The sequence below is a fragment of the Streptomyces sp. NPDC058246 genome, assembly GCF_042881985.1.
Lineage (GTDB): Bacteria > Actinomycetota > Actinomycetes > Streptomycetales > Streptomycetaceae > Streptomyces.
This window is the reverse complement of sequence record NZ_JBHVWZ010000013.1, coordinates 13,224-29,718: the sequence shown is the minus strand read 5'-3', so window position 1 is coordinate 29,718 and position 16,495 is coordinate 13,224. Positions and strand designations below refer to the sequence as shown.

At 72.3% G+C, this 16,495-nt stretch carries 9 protein-coding genes and 1 pseudogene; 4 read left to right on the top strand and 6 right to left on the bottom strand.

Annotation, left to right across the window (positions count from 1 at the left end):
* Nucleotides 1-26: 26 nt before the first annotated feature.
* The 4 genes from rbfA to ACFVXA_RS20305 all read left to right on the top strand — a co-directional run bounded on the left by rbfA (nucleotide 27) and on the right by ACFVXA_RS20305 (nucleotide 6,697).
* Complete coding sequence (gene rbfA, locus ACFVXA_RS20320; protein WP_390025890.1) at nucleotides 27-476, top strand: 30S ribosome-binding factor RbfA; 450 nt, start codon at nucleotides 27-29, stop codon at nucleotides 474-476.
* On the top strand, nucleotides 473-1,378 hold the full coding sequence (gene truB / locus ACFVXA_RS20315) for a tRNA pseudouridine(55) synthase TruB (RefSeq protein WP_362029141.1): 906 nt from the start codon (nucleotides 473-475) through the stop codon (nucleotides 1,376-1,378). Before rbfA ends, truB begins: the two co-directional genes overlap by 4 nt.
* Before the next feature lie 257 nt (nucleotides 1,379-1,635).
* Complete coding sequence (locus ACFVXA_RS20310) at nucleotides 1,636-5,604, top strand: trypsin-like peptidase domain-containing protein (RefSeq protein ID WP_390025888.1); 3,969 nt, start codon at nucleotides 1,636-1,638, stop codon at nucleotides 5,602-5,604.
* 127 nt (nucleotides 5,605-5,731) lie between these two features.
* A complete protein-coding gene (locus ACFVXA_RS20305) occupies nucleotides 5,732-6,697 on the top strand; it encodes a bifunctional riboflavin kinase/FAD synthetase (protein ID WP_362029135.1) in 966 nt (321 codons plus the stop codon).
* 21 nt (nucleotides 6,698-6,718) lie between these two features.
* Here the strand turns inward: ACFVXA_RS20305 and ACFVXA_RS20300 are convergent.
* From ACFVXA_RS20300 to ACFVXA_RS20275, 6 genes and pseudogenes are all read right to left on the bottom strand, one after another.
* Nucleotides 6,719-7,730: pseudogene (locus ACFVXA_RS20300) on the bottom strand (ABC transporter ATP-binding protein); the annotation flags it as partial.
* Nucleotides 7,727-8,722, bottom strand: coding sequence for an ABC transporter ATP-binding protein (locus ACFVXA_RS20295; RefSeq protein WP_390025886.1), 996 nt, complete (start codon nucleotides 8,720-8,722; stop codon nucleotides 7,727-7,729). The pseudogene ACFVXA_RS20300 and the gene ACFVXA_RS20295, both read right to left, overlap by 4 nt.
* On the bottom strand, nucleotides 8,719-9,669 hold the full coding sequence (locus ACFVXA_RS20290) for an ABC transporter permease (RefSeq protein ID WP_383746199.1): 951 nt from the start codon (nucleotides 9,667-9,669) through the stop codon (nucleotides 8,719-8,721). Before ACFVXA_RS20290 ends, ACFVXA_RS20295 begins: the two co-directional genes overlap by 4 nt.
* Nucleotides 9,666-10,733: an ABC transporter permease gene (locus tag ACFVXA_RS20285; protein WP_383746201.1), complete on the bottom strand. Its 1,068-nt coding sequence runs from the start codon at nucleotides 10,731-10,733 to the stop codon at nucleotides 9,666-9,668. The genes ACFVXA_RS20290 and ACFVXA_RS20285 overlap by 4 nt, the downstream gene beginning before the upstream one ends.
* A gap of 59 nt (nucleotides 10,734-10,792) precedes the next feature.
* Nucleotides 10,793-12,658: an ABC transporter substrate-binding protein gene (locus tag ACFVXA_RS20280; protein ID WP_362033716.1), complete on the bottom strand. Its 1,866-nt coding sequence runs from the start codon at nucleotides 12,656-12,658 to the stop codon at nucleotides 10,793-10,795.
* A 323-nt stretch (nucleotides 12,659-12,981) separates the two neighbouring features.
* The gene (locus tag ACFVXA_RS20275) at nucleotides 12,982-16,440 is read right to left on the bottom strand and encodes an SCO5717 family growth-regulating ATPase (RefSeq protein WP_390025884.1); all 3,459 of its coding nucleotides are present in this window, start codon (nucleotides 16,438-16,440) and stop codon (nucleotides 12,982-12,984) included.
* Nucleotides 16,441-16,495 lie beyond the last annotated feature (55 nt).

Sequence of the window (16,495 nt, the reverse complement as noted above, 5' to 3'; positions counted from 1 at the left end):
AGCAAGGCGAAGAAGGAGACGGACCAGTGGCCGACAACGCGCGGGCTAAGAGGCTGGCGGACCTCATCCGAGAGGTGGTGGCCCAGAAGCTGCTGCGCGGGATCAAGGACCCGCGGCTCGGCACCCACGTCACCATCACGGACACCCGGGTCACCGGGGACCTCCGGGAGGCGACCGTCTTCTACACGGTGTACGGGGACGACGAGGAGCGCGCGGCAGCGGCCGCGGGCCTGGAGAGCGCCAAGGGCGTGCTCCGCTCGGCCGTCGGCGCGGCGGCGGGCGTGAAGTTCACGCCGACGCTGACCTTCGTCGCGGACGCCCTGCCGGACACCGCCAAGACCATCGACGACCTGCTCGACAAGGCTCGTGCCAACGACGCCAAGGTGCGCGAGGTCTCGGCGGGCGCCACCTTCGCCGGCGAGGCGGACCCGTACAAGAAGCCGGGCGAGGACGACGAGGACGACGCCGCCGAATGACGCAGAAGCACCGGACGCCCGACGGGCTTGTCGTCGTCGACAAGCCGTCGGGCTTCACTTCGCACGACGTGGTCGCCAAGATGCGCGGGATCGCCAGGACCCGCCGCGTCGGACACGCGGGCACCCTCGACCCCATGGCGACGGGCGTGCTCGTGCTCGGCGTCGAGAAGGCGACCAAGCTCCTCGGGCACCTCGCGCTCACCGAGAAGGAGTACCTGGGGACCATCAGGCTCGGGCAGAACACGCTCACGGACGATGCCGAGGGAGACCTCACGTCGTCCACGGACGCCTCCGGCGTCAAGCGCGACGCCATCGACGCCGGGATCGCCAAGCTGACCGGCGCCATCATGCAGGTGCCGTCCAAGGTCAGCGCCATCAAGATCGACGGGGTCCGCTCGTACAAGCGGGCGCGCGAGGGCGAGGACTTCGAGATCCCGGCCCGCCCGGTGACCATCTCGTCGTTCGCGGTCTACGACATCCGGGACGCCGTCGCCGAGGACGGCACGCCCGTCCTGGACCTGGTCGTCTCGGTGGTCTGCTCGTCCGGCACGTACATCCGGGCGCTCGCCCGCGACCTGGGCGCGGACCTGGGCGTCGGCGGTCATCTCACCGCCCTGCGCCGCACCCGCGTCGGCCCCTACAAGCTCGACTCCGCGCGCACCCTCGACCAGCTCCAGGAGGAGCTGACCGTGATGCCGATCGCGGAGGCCGCCGCGGCCGCCTTCCCGCGCTGGGACGTGGACGCCAAGCGGGCCCGGCTGCTGCTCAACGGCGTACGCCTGGAGATGCCCGAGGAGTACGCGGGCAAGGGCGCGGTCGGTGTCTTCGACGCCGAGGGCCACTTCCTCGCGCTGGTGGAGGAGCAGAAGGGCAAGGCGAAGAGCCTGGCCGTGTTCGGCTGACCCCCTGAGCGGGGCCGGGGGCCGGAAGAGTCCGCCCGTGGAGCGGCGGTCACGGGGTTTCGTGTCCGCCGCTCCACGGTCCCCCCTCGGTTCCCCCACCCAAGGGTGTATCCATCCGCCCTCGTCTATTCACCCCTTCGGGCAGGCGCTCGGAGTGAATCGAGGGAGTGGAAGGGGGCGCGTTCGTCACGCGATCTGTCCCGCTGATCATCCCGCGCCTACCGTCGGAAGCAGGAGCACGGCGGGGAGGTTCGAGCATGGCGGGACGGGGCCCGCGGACCGGGGGCCGACAGGTGACCGACGATACCCGGGACACACGTGACGAGGCGCTGGTACGCGTCTGCGACCTGGCGGGCCGCCCGCGCGGCACGGGTTTCGTCGCCGATCACCACGGCACGGTGATCACCAGCCACGAGTCGGTCGACGGCCTCGCCTGCCTCGTCCTGCACGCCCCCGGCGACCGCACCTGCGTGGTCACCGCCGACGCCGTCACGCCCCTGCCCGACGCCGATCTGGCCCTCGTACGCACCGAAGGTCTCGGCCTCGACCCGCTCCCCGTCACCGTGCGGGACCGCGTCGAGACCGGCACGTACGTACGGATCGCCGCCGGCGGCTGGCGCGAGGCGCGTGTGCTCGGCACCTCCGACGTGACCTACACGGCGACCGACCGCTTCCATCTCCTGGGCGACGCCCTGGAGTTGGCGATCGGGACGGCGGGCGCGGACGCGCTCCGGCTGGGCGGCGGGGCGGCCGGCGGACCTGTCCTCGACGCCTCGACCGGGGCCGTGGTGGGCGTCCTCGGCACGGCGCTGAACACCGCACACCGGGCAGCGGGGTTCGCCGTCCCGCTGCGGGGCGTGCCGGGACCCCTGGCCGAGCTGCTCGACCGCAACGCTGCGACCGTCCCCGCGTACGGGGCCGATCTGAACCTGGCGGGGGTCCTGGAGCTCACGGCGACCTCGGTGGGCTCGGACGGCCCCGGGGCGGCGACGGCGGTGGGACCCGGCGGCCCGGCCTCCGGACCGGTCGAACGCGCCGCCGTCGTCCGGGAGTTCGCCGCCTTCGAGAACGGCCCGGCCGCCGTCCTCGGTCTCGTCGGGCCGCCCGGCAGCGGCCGTACGACGGAACTGGCGGCCCTTGCCGCCCGCCGCACCCGGGGCGCCGAACCGGCCCCCACGCTGTGGCTGCGCGGCGCCGACCTCCGCACCACGGACACCTCCGTGGCGGACGCGGCGACGCGTGCGCTGGAGCGGGCGGGGCGGATCGTGGCGTCGTCGGGGGAGGCTGCGGGAGAGGCGTCCGGGGCGGATGTGCTGCCCCCCGCCGGCTACGACGGTGAGCTGGGGGACATCGGTCCCGAGCGGTTGGCCCGGGTGGCGCGGGACGCGGGGCGGCCGCTGCTGCTCCTCCTCGACGGTCCCGAGGAGATGCCGCCCGCTCTGGCCCACCGGCTGCCCGAGTGGACCGAGGGGACGGCCGGCTGGCTGCGGGAGACCGGGGCGCGGCTCGTCGTCGGGTGCCGGGCGGAGTTCTGGGAGCGGGCCGGGGCGTCGTTCCCGGGGGATCTGCTGCACCGGGCCGAGGGCGGCTCGGAGCCGTTGATCCCCTCCTGTGTGTGGCTGGGGGACCTGACCGAGGAGGAGGCCCGGCGGGCCCGGTCGCGCGCCGGGATCCCCGAGGGCGCGCTCGCGGAGGCGGACGCGCGGCACCCCCTGACGCTGCGGCTGCTCGCCGAGGTGCGGGCCGCGCTGCCGGACGCCCCCGCGGAGCGGCTCGACCGGGACGAGGTCTTCGCGGCGTACCTGGACCTGATGTGCCTGCGCGTCGCCGTCCGGCTCGCCGCGGCGAGCGGGCTGCGCGGGACTGCCGTACGACGGCTCGCCGCCCGGGTCTCCGGCCAGGTGCACGAGGCCGCGCGCCGGTGCCTCGGCCCGGGGCAGGGCGAACTGGACCGCGCGTCCTTCGAAGCCGTCTTCCCGTGGGGTCCCGCCCAGGGGCGCCGCCTCGCCGGCACCACGGGCTGGGCCTCAGCCGTCCTCACCGAGGGCCTCCTGGTCCCCGCGGGCAACGGCTACCGCTTCGCCCACGAGGAACTCGCCGACTGGATCCAGGGCACCCACCTGGACCTGGACGCGGCGCTGCACGCGTTGGTCCATCGCGAGCGCGGCCCGGACACCGGGCGGGTGGCTTCGGCCTCGCGGGTGCGGGCCGCCCGGCGCTCCCGGTCCGACGCCGGGTCCTCCCCGGCGCCCACCCTCTCCGTCCCCCGCCACCGCATCGGCCCCGTCGTCGAGACCCTGCTCCTGATGGCCCGTCAACAGGGCACCGCGGAGCTTGCCCTCCGTCTGGAGGACCTGGTCCATGCCGTGGACGACCTGCTGCCGGAGACGCCCGGCCCGCTCGGTGACCCCGCCTGGTGGGCGACCCATCTCTGCGTCGACGTGCTGCTGCGGGTGCCCGACGCCACGCCGTACGTCGGTGTGCTGCGGCTGCTCGCCGAGCGGGTCGCGCGGTGGCGGGAACGGGGGAGGGGTGTGCCGGGCGAATTCGGGCCGTCCTTCTGGGAGTCGACACCACTGCCGGAGACTGAACGGATCGACCTGCTGAGGCGCTTGGTGGTCGCCGACGAGGCACGGCGTACCGCGGACACGGCACACGGTCACGCGGCACGGCATGCGGCGGACGGTCGGGAGGCGCGGCATGTGGCGGACATGGCGCACGGTCATGAGGCGCGGCATGCGGCGGACGCGGCGCACGAGACCGGCGGCTCCGGCGCGCACCGGGTCCCCGAGCCTCGTACGCCAGAGGCGCCTGACGGCTCCGGTGGGGTCCGGTTCCGTTCCGGAGACCCCGCCGACGTCTCCGGTGAGGTCCGGTTCCGTTCTGGAGACCGCGCCGACGCCTCCGGTGGGGTCCGGTTCCGCGCAGGAGACTCCGCCGGCGCCTCCGGCGCGGACCCCGTTCGAACCCGAGCACACCCCGCCGCGTCGGCCGGCCCGACTGCCCCCACCACCCCCCGTTACCTGGACGCCGTGGCCCGTCTCCTCGTCGCCCGCCCCGCTGCCGTACAACATCACCTCACGCACTGGTTCGACGACGAGCGGCCGCTCCCGGCGACCCCGCACGCGACCGTGGCCACGGCCGCGCAGGCGTTGCTGTACGCGCATCGGCGGCAGGCGCTGGACGATCTCGCGGAAGCGTTGGTGGACAGCGCGCACCGGCGGGGTGACGAACTGCTCGCCGTACTCGCCGAGGAAGAGCCGTCGGCCATGTGCCGGGCGGTGGACCGCTGGGCGCACGACGAGCGGCCGGCCCGGCGGGTGGCGGCGGTGGCGTACGGGTTGCGGGCCGCCCCCTTCGTACGGACCGAGGCCGACCGGGAGCTGCTGCGCTACGCCGCGCTCGCGCTGCTGGCCCGCCCCGCCGACTGCACCCTGCACGGCGGAGCGCTCGGCCTCCTCGTCCGGGATCCGTGGACGCGCGCCCGGTATCTGCCGGGGGCCCTGGAGCGCTTCACGGCCGGTGACCCCCAGGTGCCCGCGAGCGCCCTGGTCGCCGCGCTCACCACCCACCCGGACCCGGTGCTCGCCGCCTTCCGGACCCGGCTGCGCACGCCCGGCCCGGACACGGACGAGGTGCTGCGCACCCTCGCCGACGTCACCACGCCCGCGCTCGCCCGGCGCGTCGCCGCGCTGGTGCGGGAAGTCGTGGAGCTGCGTCCGGAAGCTGCCGCGGACGTGGCTGCCTATGTCGATCGGCGCCTCGCCTACGGGTCTGCCGCACGCTCGGTGCTCTTTCCACTGGTCAGCGGTCTCGTGGAGGGCTGCCCCGCGCCGGTGCGGGCGGCGCTCGCGGCCGTGCTGGCGGCGCCGGGCGGCCGCGCCTCGCGCCCGCTGCGGCGCGAGCTGCTGGATCTGCTGCTCGCGCACGAGCGGGATCCGGCCGTCCTGGACACTCTCCTGAAGGCCGCCGCGGACGGTCTGGAGCGCAGGGGCGAGGAGCCGACGCGTGAGCTGGTGCACCGCGCGGGCCTCCTCCTCGTCCGTACCCCGGCCGGAGCCACGGGCTTCGACCGCGGTCTCGTCGACCTCGCCCGCCACGTCCCGGGCTTCGCCACCCTGGTGGCCCGCTGGCTGAACGGCGCGCCCGAGGAGTGGGCCGCGGTGGTCGGCCCGAGCACCCGCCGCATGATCGAGAACCTGGCCGGGGTGCGGGTCCCCGCCTGAGCCGGGGCCCCCGGCCGAGGGATGCGTCACAGGTCGATGCCGATGCAAGCCGAGCGCACGCGGCATGGCACCCTTAGAGCTGCGAATGAGGCAATCACGGACACGGGTTCGACAAGGAGCGGTCACAGTGCAGCGCTGGCGTGGCTTGGAGGACATCCCCGAGGACTGGGGGCGCAGCGTCGTCACCATCGGTTCCTATGACGGGGTGCACCGCGGACACCAGCTGATCATCAAGCACGCCGTGGACCGCGCCCGTGAGCTGGGCGTGCCCTCCGTCGTCGTCACCTTCGACCCGCACCCGAGCGAGGTCGTGCGCCCTGGCAGCCACCCTCCGCTGCTCGCCCCGCACCACCGCCGCGCCGAACTGATGGCCGACCTTGGCGTGGACGCCTTGCTCATCCTCCCCTTCACCACCGAGTTCTCGAAGCTGTCGCCCGCCGACTTCGTGGCCAAGGTCCTGGTCGACAAGCTGCACGCCAAGGCCGTCGTCGAGGGCCCCAACTTCCGTTTCGGCCACAAGGCCGCGGGCAATGTCGACTTCCTGCGCGAGCAGGGGGAGACGTACGACTTCGAGGTCGAGGTCGTCGACCTGTATGTGACGGGTGACGCCGGGGGCGGCGAGCCCTTCTCCTCCACCCTCACCCGGCGGCTCGTCGCCGAGGGCGATGTCGAGGGCGCGCGCGAGATCCTCGGGCGCCCGCACCGCGTCGAGGGCATCGTCGTACGCGGCGCCCAGCGCGGCCGTGAGCTGGGCTTCCCCACGGCCAACGTCGAGACCCTCCCGCACACCGCGATCCCGGCCGACGGGGTCTACGCCGGCTGGCTGCACGTCCAGGGCGAGGCCATGCCCGCCGCGATCTCCGTCGGCACGAACCCGCAGTTCGACGGCACCGAGCGCACGGTGGAGGCGTACGCCATCGACCGCGTCGGCCTCGACCTGTACGGCCTGCACGTCGCCGTCGACTTCCTCGCCTACGTCCGCGGCATGGCCAAGTTCGACTCCATCGAGGCGCTCCTCGAGGCCATCGCCGACGACGTGAAGCGGTCGCGCGAGCTGATCGAGGCGTACGACGGGGAGTACCAGGGGGAGTGATCCTCTCCGCTACGGCGATGGGGGCGGCCCGCGCCCAGTGGCAGGCCACCTGCGTCCCGCCGCCCCCGTCGAGGACCTCCAGGTCGCGGCCCCGGCACGCGTCCGCGACGCCCGCCCGTTCCGCCTCGCCGCTCGCCAGGATCTGGCAGCGGGCGTGGAAACGGCAGCCGGAGGGGATGCGCGAGGGGTCCGGGGGTTCGCCGGTCAGCACGACCGGATCGCCGGGCGCCTCCGGGAGAACGGACAACAGGGCCTGGGTGTACGGGTGTTGCGGTGCGGTCAGTACCTGCTCGACCTCGCCGGTCTCCACGATCCGGCCGAGGTACATCACCGCGACCCGGTCGGCGATGTTCCAGGCCAGACCCAGGTCGTGGGTCACCACCAGTGCGGACAGGCCGAGTTCGGCGCGCAGGCGCAGCAGCAGGGCCAGGATCTCGCCGCGTACCGAGGCGTCCAGGGAGGCCACCGGCTCGTCGGCGACGATGAGTTCCGGCTCCAGGACGAGCGCGCCCGCGATGACGACGCGTTGCCGCTGGCCGCCGGACAGCTCGTGCGGGTAGCGCAGGAAGAAGCGCTCGGGAGGACGAAGGCCGGCCCTGGAGAGGGCTTCCGCCACCGCTGCCCGCTCGTCGCCGCCGTACCCGTGGATGCGCAGGCCTTCGGCGACCGCGTCGTACACCGTGTGCCGGGGATTGAGTGAGCCGCTCGGATCCTGGAGGACCAGTTGAACGCGTTTGCGGTAGGCCTTCAGCGCGCGTGAGGAGTAGTCGAGCGGCTTTCCGTCGAAGGTGACGTCGCCACCGGTCGGCGGGACGAGGCCGAGGAGCGAGCGGGCCAGCGTCGTCTTGCCGCACCCCGACTCGCCGACCAGCGCCACGATCTCGCCGGGCCGGATGTCGAGGTCGACGCCGTCGACGGCACGGGCCCGGGCGGCGCCGTGCCGGCCGGGGAAGGAGACGTGCAGGCCCCTCGCGCTGAGGAGAGGCCCGTCCGACACGGGCGTGGCCGCCGTCATGGGCGTGGTCGTCGTCATGAGGTGCCGCTCCTCGCCTCTTCGGTGCCCACCGGGGTGGCCGGCGCCGGGACATGGACACAGGCCGCCCACCGGCCCGCCCCAGCGTCCCGCAGCGCCTGGTCGTCCGTCGCGCAGGCGCCCAGCGCCACCGGACACCGGGGATGGAAGGTGCAGCCCGACGGCAGCGCCGACGGATCCGGCGGGTCGCCCGGCAGCCCGCGCGGCGCGAACCGCGACGCCGTGTCGCCGATGCGCGGGAAGGCGGCCGACAGCGCCTTGCCGTAGGGGTGTCGGGCATCCTCGTACACCTGCTGGGCCGGGCCCTCCTCGACGACGCGGCCCGCGTACATCACGGCGAGCCGGTCGCAGGTGTCGGACAGCACCGCGAGGTCGTGGCTGATCATGATCAGCCCCAACTCCTGCTCGGTGACCAGTTGTTGGATCAGGCGCAGGATCTGTGCCTGGATCATCACGTCGAGCGCGGTGGTCGGTTCGTCGGCGATGACGAGCTGGGGGTCGCAGGCCAACGCCATGGCGATCATGACGCGTTGCCGCTGGCCGCCGGAGAGTTCGTGCGGGTAGGCGTCCGCACGGGCGGCCGGCAGGCCCACGTGTTCCAGCAGATCGCCCGTCTTCCTCCTCGCGCCCGCCGCGGTCGCCTTCTTGTGCAGCAGGATCGGCTCGGCGATCTGGTCGCCGATGCGGTGCACGGCGTTCAGGGAGTGCATCGCGCCCTGGAAGACAATGGAGGCGCCCGCCCAGCGGACCGCCCGGACCCGGCCCCACTTCATCTTCAGAATGTCCTCGCCGTCGAGCAGGACCTCCCCGCTCGTACGCGTGCCGGCGGGCAGCAGCCGCAGCAGCGCGAGCGCCAGGGTTGACTTGCCGCAGCCGGACTCGCCCGCGATACCGAGCTTCTGGCCCGCGTCGAGGGAGAGGTCCACACCGCGCACGGCGGCCGCACCGCTCGCATACGTCACTTCGAGGTTTCTGACCTCCAGCAGCGTCAACGTGCCACCCCCAGCTTGGGGTTGAGGACCGACTCGACCGCGCGCCCGCAGAGGGTGAACGCCAGCGCCACCACCGCGATGGCGACCCCCGGCGGCACCAGGTACCACCACTTGCCGGCGCTGACCGCCCCGGCCTCCCGCGCGTCCTGGAGCAGCCCGCCCCATGACACCACCGTCGGATCGCCCAGGCCGAGGAACGCGAGCGTCGCCTCGGCGAGGATCGCGGAGGAGATGATCAGGGTCGTCTGGGCCAGCACCAGCGGCATCACATTGGGCAGCACATGCCGGGTCATGATGTGCCAGTGGCCGCCGCCGAGCGCCTTGGCCCGCTCGATGTACGGCCGCGACTCCACGGCAAGGGTCTGCGCCCGCACCAGCCGGGCCGTCGTCGGCCAGGTCGTGACGCCGATCGCCAGGATGATCGTGCCGAGCGAGCGGGTCATGACGGTCGCCAGCGCGATCGCGAGGACCAGGGTCGGCATGACCAGGAACCAGTCCGTGATCCGCATCAGCACGGTCGCGTACCAGCCGCGGAAGTGCCCGGCGGTGATCCCGATGAGCGCGCCGATCGCGACGGAGAGCACGGCCGCGAGCAGCCCGACGAGCAGCGAGACCCGGGCACCCCAGACCACGAGACCGAGCAGAGTGCGCCCGAACTGGTCCGTGCCCAGCGGGAATTCGGCGCTCGGGCTCTCCAGCGGCCGCCCCGGCGCGTTCGTCACGCTCTGCACGTCGGAGCCGACGGTCAGCGGCGCGGTGAGCGCGATGAGCGCGAAGAGGCCGAGCGCGGCGAGCCCGAAGACGCCCGCCCGGTGGGTACGGTACTGCCGCCAGAAGCGGGCGGCGGAGTGGCGGCGCCGCTGCCAGGCGAGAGTGCGCGGACTGGCGGCGGCCACCGGCGGAGTTGCTTCCGTCGTCATCGGCCCGTCCGACTCGGTCGTGGTCATCGGCCCACCCGGGGGTCAAGCAGCGGATAGATCAGATCGGCCAGCGTGTTCATCACGATCACCGCCGCCGCGAAGACGAAGAACAGCCCCTGCACCAGTGGCAGGTCGGGCACGCTCAGCGCCTGGTAGAAGAGTCCGCCGAGGCCCGGCCAGGAGAACACCGTCTCGACGAGGATCACACCGGCGACCGTACGGCCGAGGTTGATGAAGATCAGCGTGACCGTCGGCAGCAGCGCGTTCGGCACGGCGTGCCGACGGCGTACGAGATCGTCCCGCAGGCCCTTCGCCCGGGCCGTCGTCAGATAGTCGCTGCCCATCTCGTCGAGCAGCGCCGAGCGCGTGACCAGCAGCGTCTGCCCGTACTCGACGGCGACCAGTGTCACCACGGGCAGGACGAGATGGTGGGCGACATCGACGACGTACGCGAAGCCCTCCTTGCCACCCGACTCCATGCCGCCGGTCGGGAAGAGACCCGGGATCGGGCCCATGCCCACCGAGAAGACGATGATGAGCAGCAGCCCGAGCCAGAAGGACGGGATGGAGTACAGGGTCAGCGCCAGACCGGTGTTGAGCCGGTCGCTCAGCCTGCCGTTGCGCCATGCGGAGCGGGTGCCGATGAAGATGCCGAGAGCGGTGTAGAGGACGAACGCCGTCCCGGTGAGGAGGAGGGTGTTCGGCAGCGCCTCGGTGATCTTGTCGATGACGGGCGCCCGGAACTGGTACGAGGTGCCGAGGTCACCGGTGAGCGCCTTGCCGCAGTAGTCCGTGAACTGCTCCCACATCGGCAGGTCGAGCCCGAACTCCTTGCGGTAGTTGGCGAGTTGCTCGGCCGACACCTGGCGGCCGCCCGTCATGTACTTGACCGGGTCGCCGGGGATGAGCCGGAAGAGGAAGAAACTGGTGACGAGGACGGCGAGCAGCGAGACGGCCGCGCCGCCCAGCTTGCCCGCCACATACCGCAGATAAGCGGTCCGGGTGCGCGCCCGTGGCCCGCGGACCGACGGCCCGGCATCGGCCGGACCGTCGGTCGCCTCGACCAGCGAGGGTGTTGCCTCAGCGGTCATGAACTACTCATTCGCTCGTACGTTCATGGGATCCCCTCGGTGGGGGCGTCCTGCGTGTCCTACTCGCGGTCCTCGGCCGTGGAGCGGCGGCGCATCGCGAAGAACGCCCCGGCGCCCGCGAGGACGACGACGCCCGCGACGATGCCGATGATGACGCCCGTCGAGCTCGAACCGTCGGAGGACGCACCGGAGGAGCCGGCCGGAACCGCCGACCACCAGCTCCAGTAACCGTCCTGGCCGTAGATGTTGCCCGCGGCCTTCGGCATCGTCTCGATCGACTTGATCTGGTCGGTGCGATACGCCTCGACCGCGTTCGGGTACGCCATGACGTTCATGTACCCGGTGTCGTAGAGCCGCGACTCCATCTGCTTGACGAGGTCCGCCCGCTTGGCGGAGTCGTACTCCGCGAGCTGCTGGTCGTACAGGTCGTCGTACTTCTTGTCGCAGATGAAGTTGTCCGTCGCGCCTGTGTCCTTGGGGGTCGCGGGCAGGGCGGCGCAGGTGTGGATGGACAGCACGAAGTCGGGGTCCGGGTTGACCGACCAGCCGTCGAACGCGAGGTCGTACGTGCCCGCCAGCCACGGGTCGGTCACGTTGTCCAGGCAGTTGAGGGTGACACCGATGCCGAGCTTGCCGAACCACTCCTTCAGGTACTGTCCGACCGCCTTGTCGTTCGGGTCGGTGGCATGGCACAGGACCCGGTAGTTGATCGGCTTGCCGTTCTTCTCGACGCGCTTGCCGTCACCGTTCTTCTTGTAGCCCGCCTCGTCGAGGAGCTGCGCCGCCTTCGCCGGGTCGTACGCGAGCTCCTGGCTCGCCGACGGCTTCCAGAAGTACGTGGAGAAGCGCGGCGGGATGTAGCCCTCGCCCTCGACGGCGTGGCCCTGGAACACCTTGTCGATGAGGGTGTTGCGGTCGATCGCCATGAAGAGCGCCTGGCGCACCTTCTGGTCGAGCAGCGACTCGGCTCCGTCACCGAAGTGCTTGCCGTTCTTCGCCTGGGCGCCCGGATTGGTGGCGAGGGCGTAGAAGCGGCGGCCGGGGGCGTCGTTGACCTTGATGTCGCTCTGGCTCTTGAGCGCGGCCGACTGGGCAGGCGTCAGGTTGGAGACGAAGGACACCTCGCCCTTCTGCAGGGCGGCGACGGCGGCGTCACCGTCCTTGTAGTACTTGAAGACCAGCTCGTCGAACTTGGGAGCCCCGCGCCAGAAGGTCTTGTTGGGCTTCAGGCGTACGTAGCTGTCGGCCTTGTAGTCCGTGAGGATGAACGGCCCGTTGCCGACGATCGGGAAGCTCTTGTCGTTGTTGAACTTCGAGAAGTCCCCGACCTTCTCCCAGACGTGCTTGGGCACGATCGGCACGTCGAGCGCGGCCATCGTGGCCTGCGGCTTCTTCAGTTCGATGACGAGCTTGGTGGCGCTGGGCGCGGTGACCTTCTTGAAGTTGCCGACGAAGCTGCCGTTGGCCGTGGCCGCGCCCGGGTCGGTCATCATCTTGTTGAAGGTCCACGCCGCGTCCTCGGCGGTGGCCTGCTGACCGTCGGACCACTTGGAGTTGGAGCGGATCGTGTAGGTCCAGGTGAGCTTGTCGGCGGACGGCTCCCACTTGGTGGCGAGGCCCGGGATCGCGTGGTTGTCCGCCGGGTCGTAGTTGGTCAGATACTCGTACATGAGCCGGTGAATGCTCGTGCTGACCAGCCGCGAGGCCAGGAACGGACTCAGCGAGTCGACGCTCTGCGCGACCGCGACGGTGAGGACCTTCTTGCTCTCCTTGGCCTGGGCCTGCTGGGGTGCCGGGTTGAGCGGGGTCGCGAGACCGGCGGAGAGGGTGAGTGCGGCGGCGCCCGCGACGGCGACGAGCCGGGGGAGTCGGAGACGGGTCCCGGGGCGCGGGTGCCCTCTGTCGTGTTGATCTTGTGTGTTCATGGGTCGGTGACCTCGCGTCATCGCTCGCATGGGGATGGCCTGTTGAACTACGTGATCGGGTGACTGGTGACGCCGGCGGGATTGATCTGTGTGTCTATCAGCGGCGGTCTGCACACGTCAACGGCGCGTGAACCCCATGTGGCCTGCGGAAATAACGAGTTGGCGCGGATTTCGCGCCCATTGGTCCAGACCGGTGACGCCTTCCTGGCCAGGGCTTGGCGCCCTGTTTCGTCCCTGGATACGCGAAGGCCCGCACCGTGACGGAACGGTGCGGGCCTTCGCGTGAATCGGCCCCTCGGAAGGGGCCGATCGGGTTACCGCTGTTACTGCTGAGGGGGCGCGGGCGGGGGCGGGTTCTGCCCCTGGTTCGGCTGGTAGGGCTGACCCGGTGCCGGCTGGCCGGGCTGGAAGGGGTGGCCGGGCTGGTTCGGCTGGAACGGCTGCCCGGGCTGGGGGTGCTGCTGCGCTTGCGGGGGCTGCGGCTGCTGGGGATATGCCTGGCCCGGCTGGGGGTAGGGCTGGCCGGGCTGCGGGTATCCCTGGCCGGGCTGCGGGTAGGGCTGGCCGGGCTGGGCGTACGGCTGTCCGGGCATCGGCTGCTGCGGGGCCTGGCCCGGAGCGGGCTGCCCGGGGACCGGCTGTCCCGGAGCGTACTGACCCGGCATCGGCGGGGCAGCCACCGGCGGCGGGTTGCCGTCGTTCGTCCACAGCCCGTGCGACTGCTGGTGCCGCGCGATGTCCTCGGCCACCATCGCGGAGAGGTTGAAGTACGCCTCCCGCACCTTGGGCCGCATCATGTCGAGGTCCACCTCGGCGCCCGCGGCCAGGTGCTCGTCGAACGGCACGACCACGACACCGCGGCAGCGCGTCTCGAAGTGGCTGACGATGTCGTCCACCTTGATCATCTTGCCGGTCTCGCGCACTCCGGAGATGACGGTGATGGAGCGCGACACCAGGTCCGCGTACCCGTGCGCCGACAGCCAGTCCAGTGTCGTACTGGCGCTGCTCGCCCCGTCGACCGACGGCGTCGAGATGATGATGAGCTGGTCGGCGAGGTCGAGCACGCCGCGCATCGCGCTGTACAGCAGACCCGTGCCGGAGTCGGTCAGGATGATCGGGTACTGCTTGCCGAGCACGTCGATCGCGCGCCGGTAGTCCTCGTCGTTGAAGGTCGTGGACACGGCCGGGTCCACGTCGTTGGCGATGATCTCCAGGCCCGACGGCGCCTGCGAGGTGAACCGCCGGATGTCCATGTACGAGTTGATGTACGGGATCGCCTGGACGAGGTCACGGATGGTGGCCCCGGTCTCGCGGCGCACACGGCGGCCGAGCGTACCGGCGTCCGGGTTGGCGTCGATCGCGAGGATCTTGTCCTGCCGCTCGGTGGCGAGCGTGGAGCCGAGCGCGGTGGTCGTGGTCGTCTTGCCCACACCGCCCTTGAGACTGATGACGGCGATCCGATAGCAGGAGAGCACCGGAGTGCGGATCAGCTCCAACTTCCGCTGCCGCTCGGCCTCTTCCTTCTTTCCGCCGAGCTTGAACCGGCCCCCGCCCGCCGCGGGACGGCCGCTCTTCGCCTTCTGCCTCTTGTTGTTGAGCAGCCGGTCGGAGGAGAGCTCCACCGCCGCCGTGTACCCGAGAGGGGCGGCACCGGGATTGGTGGGCTGCCGCTGGTCGTGCTGCACGGGCTGCGGCCAGGCGGCTCCGGCGCGCGGGTCGACGGGTGCCGTCGGGATGGCGGGCGGCTGCTGTCCGGGCTCCTGCCGGCCGGGCTGGGGGCCCGGTTGGCCCGGTTGAGGCTGCACCGGCGGCTGCGGCTGCGGCTGCTGCGCCTGCTGCGGGTACGGCGGGGACCCCTGTGCCGCGGGCGCGGGCGGCTGCGCCGGGTGGGGCGCGTGCGGCGGGAAGCCGTATCCCTGCTGCGGGGCCGGGGCTGGGGCGTTCTGCTGAGGGAATCCGTAGCCGGAGCTCTGCGCGGGCGGCGCGGGCGGGGTGACCGGCGCCGGTCCCGGGGCCGGCGCGCCGGGCTGCGGGAAGCCGTAACTGCCCTGCGGCGTGGGGCTCGGAGAGGGTGTGCTGGGCTGCGGGAAGCCGTAACTCCCCTGCGGTGCCTGGGGCGGGGTGCCCGGCTGCGGGAAGCCGTAGCTGCCGTGCGGTGCCTGGGGCGGGGTGCCGGGCTGCGGGAAGCCGTAGCTGCCCTGCGGTGCCTGAGCGGGAGCGTCGGCGTGTGGGGCGGGAGCCGGAACCACGGCAGCGGGAGCCGGTGCCGGAGCCGGAGCCGGAGGCGCCACGGGCTGGGCGGGCTGGACGGGCTGGGGTACCGGCCCCGGCCGCTGTGCCGGATCCGTCGAGACGGGCACGCCGGGGGAGGGCCACGCCGGAGGCGCGGGCGGCTGGAAGGGCTGTCCCGGCTGCGGTGCCGGCGGCTGGAACGGCCGGCCCGGGGCCACTACCGGCGGCTGAGCCTGCGGTGGCACCTGAGCCTGTACGGTTTCGGCCGGCACCGGCGTCGGCTCCGTGGACGCGGGCCACTGGGCCGCAGGAGCGGGCGCCGCGGGCTGGTAGGCGGGCGGCAGCGGCGGCAGCCCACCCTGCGGCAGCGGCGGCGGAGCCCAGGCCGGGGGCGCGTCCTGCACGGCCTCGGATCCCTCCGAACCGGCCCCGGGAACCGCGTCCTGCGGCTCGCTGTCCTGAGGCTCACTCTTCTGAGGCGCGGCGTCCTGAGGCTCGCTGTCCCGGGCCTCGGTTCCCGCCGGCTCCGCGTCGAGCGCGGCGGATGCGGAGGGAGCCGGCACCGCATCGCTGACGTCGTCCCGCGGCTCGGGTTCGACGGCGACCCCGTCGGAGGCATGGCTCAGCTCATCGGCGGAATCCGAACCGGGCGAATCGGCACCGGCGGAGGCCAGTTCGGCCGCTGCTTCTTCCGGCTCTGCATGTACGACGTCGGCGGCGGCGTCAGAAGAAGCCTCCGCGGACTGGTGCTCGGACTCGGACTCGGACTTGAACTCGGACTCGGACTCGGTCCGGGGCTCGCCCTCGACCTCAGGGTCGACCACGGCTACCTCAGCAGGGGCCTCGGCTCCCGCTTCCGCGGCCTCCGTGGCTTCCGAGGCCGCGGTCTCCGCAACCTCCGCAACCTCCGAGGCCGCGGCCGCCCGCTCGGCGAACTCCCGCTTCAGAGCGACAGCGGAGATCCGCATGGTCGCGCCACTCTCCAGATCCCCGTTTCCGGACTCCGCCTCCTCGTCAGCGGCGACCGGCGGGACCGGGCCAACCGGAGGAGCGATCGGGGGAACAACCGGAGCGAGAGGAGTCGGAGGAGCCGGAGCGGTCGGAGGCGCCGGCGGAGCCGGAGGAGTCCACTGCCCCTGAAACCCGCCCACGGAAAAGTTCGGCAGAGCCGTAGGACCGCCCGCGGCGGCGACGGGCGCCACGGCCGGAGCCTCCGAAGAGGCAGCCGCTTCCGAAGTCCCCGCAGCCGCCCCGGACTCCGAGGACGCGTCCCTGGAGTCCGCGAATCCGGACGAGTCCCCGGAATCCCCGGAATCTCCCGCAGCCGCAGAACCCTCGGTATCGTCCGAACCCTCGGTATCGTCCGAACCCTCGGTATCGGCCGAATCTCCAGAATCCGCCGAACTCCCGGACGCGTTCTGCGTGTACCAGGCGGGCGGCGCGTAGTCGATGGTGAACTCGCCCGTCGTCTCGACGGCGGACTCCGCGTCGGACTGGTCATCGCCGGGTGTGGCCCAGCCCCCGCGGATCCCGTCCCGATCGCTGTTCACAATTCCTCCTGGTGTGGTCGAGCACCCTCAAGCCGTGCCGGGGCGACCGTTTCCT

What these genes read in the sequence shown, in the direction of transcription:
- ACFVXA_RS20290 (WP_383746199.1), bottom strand. Translation starts at nt 9,669, where the DNA reads ATGACCACGACCGAGTCGGACGGGCCGATGACGACGGAAGCAACTCCG.
- ACFVXA_RS20285 (WP_383746201.1), bottom strand. Translation starts at nt 10,733, where the DNA reads ATGACCGCTGAGGCAACACCCTCGCTGGTCGAGGCGACCGACGGTCCG.
- truB (WP_362029141.1), top strand. Translation starts at nt 473, where the DNA reads ATGACGCAGAAGCACCGGACGCCCGACGGGCTTGTCGTCGTCGACAAG.
- ACFVXA_RS20280 (WP_362033716.1), bottom strand. Translation starts at nt 12,658, where the DNA reads ATGAACACACAAGATCAACACGACAGAGGGCACCCGCGCCCCGGGACC.
- ACFVXA_RS20310 (WP_390025888.1), top strand. Translation starts at nt 1,636, where the DNA reads ATGGCGGGACGGGGCCCGCGGACCGGGGGCCGACAGGTGACCGACGAT.